The 4,185-nt window shown below is 34.6% G+C and carries 1 protein-coding gene and 1 pseudogene; one reads left to right on the top strand and one right to left on the bottom strand.

The genetic code is table 11. The annotated features are described in order from the left end of the window. Positions 1-211 precede the first annotated feature (211 nt). Complete coding sequence (locus Q0Y70_RS09500; RefSeq protein WP_297820356.1) at positions 212-2,659, top strand: bifunctional metallophosphatase/5'-nucleotidase; 2,448 nt, start codon at positions 212-214, stop codon at positions 2,657-2,659. 60 nt (positions 2,660-2,719) lie between these two features. Here the strand turns inward: Q0Y70_RS09500 and Q0Y70_RS09495 are convergent. After that, a pseudogene (locus tag Q0Y70_RS09495) lies at positions 2,720-3,949 on the bottom strand (MFS transporter). Between the last annotated feature and the right edge of the window lie 236 nt (positions 3,950-4,185).

Below are 4,185 nucleotides of genomic sequence, written 5' to 3'. Positions count from 1 at the left end.
GCTTAACGTTGGGGATATTTTTATGGAAGTTGTTCACGAATATCCTGACATTACCGTGCATTTAACGTTGTTTAATGCTACGATAGCCGAAGGCGTTCCACAAAAGTTAGAGCATAACGATATAAAATGGATAACGCCGGCAGAAATTTTTAACTACGATTTCTGCCTAGCAGACGAAGAGATATTAAAGAAGATAAAAAAGGAGAAAATAATGCAAAATAGCCATCACCGTCATCTAAGTTGTGTCGTAATTAGTTTTGCTTCTTCCGCATTACTGGGGCTTTTCTTAACTAGTAATCAGAGCGTTGTTCATGCTGATACAGTAAATCAACAGACAATTACTAAACAAAATCAGAATCCAGTTAAGGTTTATACAAATTCTGACAAGCAGTCAAAGCCGAACAATGACTATTGGAAAAATCCAGTGGATTATAAAAATGATGTTCCTGTTCAATTTCTAGGAATTAATGACTTACACGGAAATATCGATACTATCAGTCGCGCATTTGTTGGTCATAAAATGTATCAGAATGCCGGTAACGCTGCAAGACTAGCTAGTTATTTGAATAATGCAGAAAATGATTTTAAGTCAAAGAATCCGAACGGGACAACTTTTCGTGTAGAAGCTGGTGATATGGTCGGAGCATCTCCAGCAACTTCTTCACTTTTGCAAGATGAGCCGACGATGAAGTCGTTAAAAGCAATGGGTATCAATATTGGTACACTTGGTAATCATGAATTTGATGAGGGATTGGATGAATTTCATCGAATTGTTGAAGGACAAGCCCCTGAAAAAGGCAAATATAACAAAATAGAAGAGCAATATCCCCATGAAAATTCTGGCCTTCAAATTGTTGTTTCAAACTTAGTTAACAAATCTGATGGTAAAGTACCTTTCGGCTGGAAGCCATACTTAATTAAAGATATTGATGATAATGGTAAAAAAGTTAAAGTTGGATTTATTGGAATCGAAACAACCGATCTGTATAAATTGACTTTTGCCAAAAATATCAAAGATTATCAGGTGTTAGATGAAGCTGAATCGATTGCTAAATATGATAAAGTTCTCCAAGATCAGGGTGTACATGCAATTGTTGTTTTAGCCCATACTGCAGTTTCTACTTACAAGGGTAAAACTAGTGGGGATGCAGTAGATATTTTACAAAAATTGTATCGCATTGAGCCTAATAACTCAGTTGATTTATATATTGCTGCACACTCACATCAATATGCTAATGGTACTGTTGGTCATACAAAACTTGTACAAGCTGATAAATTCTCTATGGCATATGATGACGCAATAGGTTACATTGATCCTAAGACAAATGATTTTGTCAGAGGTAGCTTGGTAACCCACGTATATCCAGTAATGTCTGAAAAAAATGATCCGTCGACTAAATCTGATCCAAAAGTTGAAGCAATTATCAAAGATGCACAAAAGCGAACTGCTCAAATTACTGAAGCCCCTGTAGGAAAGGCTGCTCAAGCTGAAGATATTACAACGACTACTAATGCCAGTCGTGAAAGCGCAGTTGGCGATTTGGTAGTTGATGCTCAATTATCTGAAGCTCACCGAATGGGAATTGCTGCTGATTTTGCTATTATTAACGGTGGTGGCGTTAGAAGTAACTTGAAAGTTGAAAAAGACGGCACAATTAAATGGAAGTCAGCTCAAGCTGTACAACCATTTAACAACCAAATTCAAGTTTTCGAATTAACTGGTAAACAAATTCAAACTTTACTAAATTCCCAATATGAAGGTAATGGAGAACGTTACTATTTAGTTAGCGGGATGAAGTATGTTTATACTGATAATGCTAAATCTAAAGAGGCTCACCAAGTTGCAGTAATGTATGATGAAAATGGTAAGCCATTAGATTTGAATAAAACATATCGCGTTATCACTAGTAACTATTTAGTTGATTCTACTAAAGAATTAAAAGGTGCTAAGAAAGTTGCTGACGTCGGGGTAGATACGGATTTGTTTGTTAACTATTTTGAACATCAAACTGCGGCAGGAAATTTAATTAAGGTTCCAGTTCTAGATAGAAAAGAATATGTTTCTCCTGCTAAAGCTGCTGAATTAATTAAGCAGGCTCAAAATCAGGCAGCTGATCAAAAACCAGTCGAGCCAACAAAAACTGAAACTCCTGAAGTATCAGAGAACACTCAAACTAATACGACACTCGAGCAATTAGCTAATAAACAGCCACAAGATTATTCTCAAGAAGTTTACTTGCCTGTAATTCACAATAACAAGAACTGGAAAGTTCGCTTGCTTGACGAAAATGGTAAATACCTAGATAGATTCTTAGATACTGCTCAAGTAATCAAAGTTTCTAACAAAAAGACTATCAATGGCCGCATATTTTACCAGATTGCTGGAACTAAAACTTGGATTCCAAGTCAATTTGTAGTATCAGCTCAAAAAGAAACTCTCCTTTCTGCAGTTGGCTACATCCCTGTAGTTACGGCTCATCCAACTTGGAAAGTTCGTTTGCTTGATCAAGATGGGCATTACGTAAACCAATACTTGCCAACTAAATCTTCTTGGAAAGTATTCGCCAAGAAAGTTATCAATGGAAGACTTTGCTATCGCTTAGGCAACCAAAGACAATGGATCCCAGAACAATATCTTCAATTTTTGAAGAACGCATAATTGATTTTTAGATAAATGAAAAGCACTCTCTCACTTCTTAGCGGATAGAGTGCTTTTTGACTATTTATTTCTTAAAAAGATGAAAAAGTAGAAAATGCCAGTAGCCACTTCGGCAAGTCCTTCTAAGGCTATTGCAGATCTTGCGCCATAGGTTTGCACAATGATTCCTCCCAGAAAGGATCCAATAGGGATCATACAATTAATTATGCTAGAATTTATCGTTTCAATTCTACCTAAAACTTGTGAATCAAAGCTTTCTTGAACTAATACTTGAAAGTTAATATTCATCATACTAATCCAAGCACCACTTGAAAGAAATAAAATCAAAACTCCCCAAGACAAACTTTTGACTAAAATAGATTGCAAAATTACACTAATGCCTGCAAATAGTAAACAGAGTGTGACAAAGTACTCTAATTTTTCTTTCCCTAAATTAAAATGTTAAACAATTATACTTCCTAAGATTGCACCTAGTGAAGAAGCAAATTCAACACTGCCATAGCCGATAGCTTGTTTGGAAATATATGAACTTGCGAAATATGGCAGGCCAACTGAAGCTATTCCATAAAATAAATTTGTAACTGCGAAAGGTAAGATTAAAAATAGAATTCGTCCTTCATTTTTGAGAGTTTTCCAACCAGTTGCCAAGTCCTTTAGGTAATTATCATTGAAATACTCAGAATTTTTCAGATCAAGCTCACTTGATAGATATAACTTTGAATAAAAAATAAGGGCAAGTGAGAAGAACAAAACTGAAGCAATCATTGTGAAATTGATTGATAGGTAAGTAATCAACAAGGTGGCTAGTGAATCCAAAAACAAATCTAAAGTCTGATATGTCATTTGAAAAATACCGTTAACTTTAGCTAATTTTGTTTTGCTAACAATTGTTGGTAAAATCTTTGATTCGGCAGGATAAATAAGAGTTGAGCCAATAGTAGAAATAACGTAACAACTCACTAAAGCGATAATCAAGATAAGATTAGCTTTCTTATCGATAAAGAATAAGAAAAACGTAATAACGCTCAGGATCGCTTGTCCGAAAGTAACATATTTCAATAAATTTTTGATATCGATACGATCAATTATTGGACCAAATAAAAATGCAATCATATCGATGGTTGAATCCGCGATAAAAATTAACGATAACACCACTGGTGAATGAAACGTTACTTTGAAATACCATAAAATCGCCATATAAAAGAGTGAATCAGCAATATTGGTTGCAACTCGACCAATTAATAGCTTTTGGACATTAGAATCTTCTTTTTCAGTAATTTTTTTAAACATTTTCCCGTTCCTTTTCTTAATACTTCTAGATAGTATTACTGAAAGCCAGGGAAAAGTTATCTATTCAATTTTAGTTAACAAACCCCAAACTTTCAGAATTTGGGGTTAAGCCTTAAGTATAGCTTTACGGTTAAAAGAAAAAAGTTTAACCGCAAGCCTAAATCTAAGTGATTATGAGCAAACACTTAAAATACATCTCCTATTTAAAATTTATTTTAATTGTAGCATGTTTATAG

The sequence above is a fragment of the uncultured Lactobacillus sp. genome (genome assembly GCF_947367085.1).
Taxonomy (GTDB): domain Bacteria; phylum Bacillota; class Bacilli; order Lactobacillales; family Lactobacillaceae; genus Lactobacillus.
Note: the sequence above shows the minus strand (reverse complement) of the source record. Positions and strands in the feature narration are given on the sequence as shown.

Bases quoted from the DNA above. Each gene is read 5' to 3' on its own strand.
- Q0Y70_RS09500 (WP_297820356.1), top strand. From the start codon at position 212: ATGCAAAATAGCCATCACCGTCATCTAAGTTGTGTCGTAATTAGTTTT.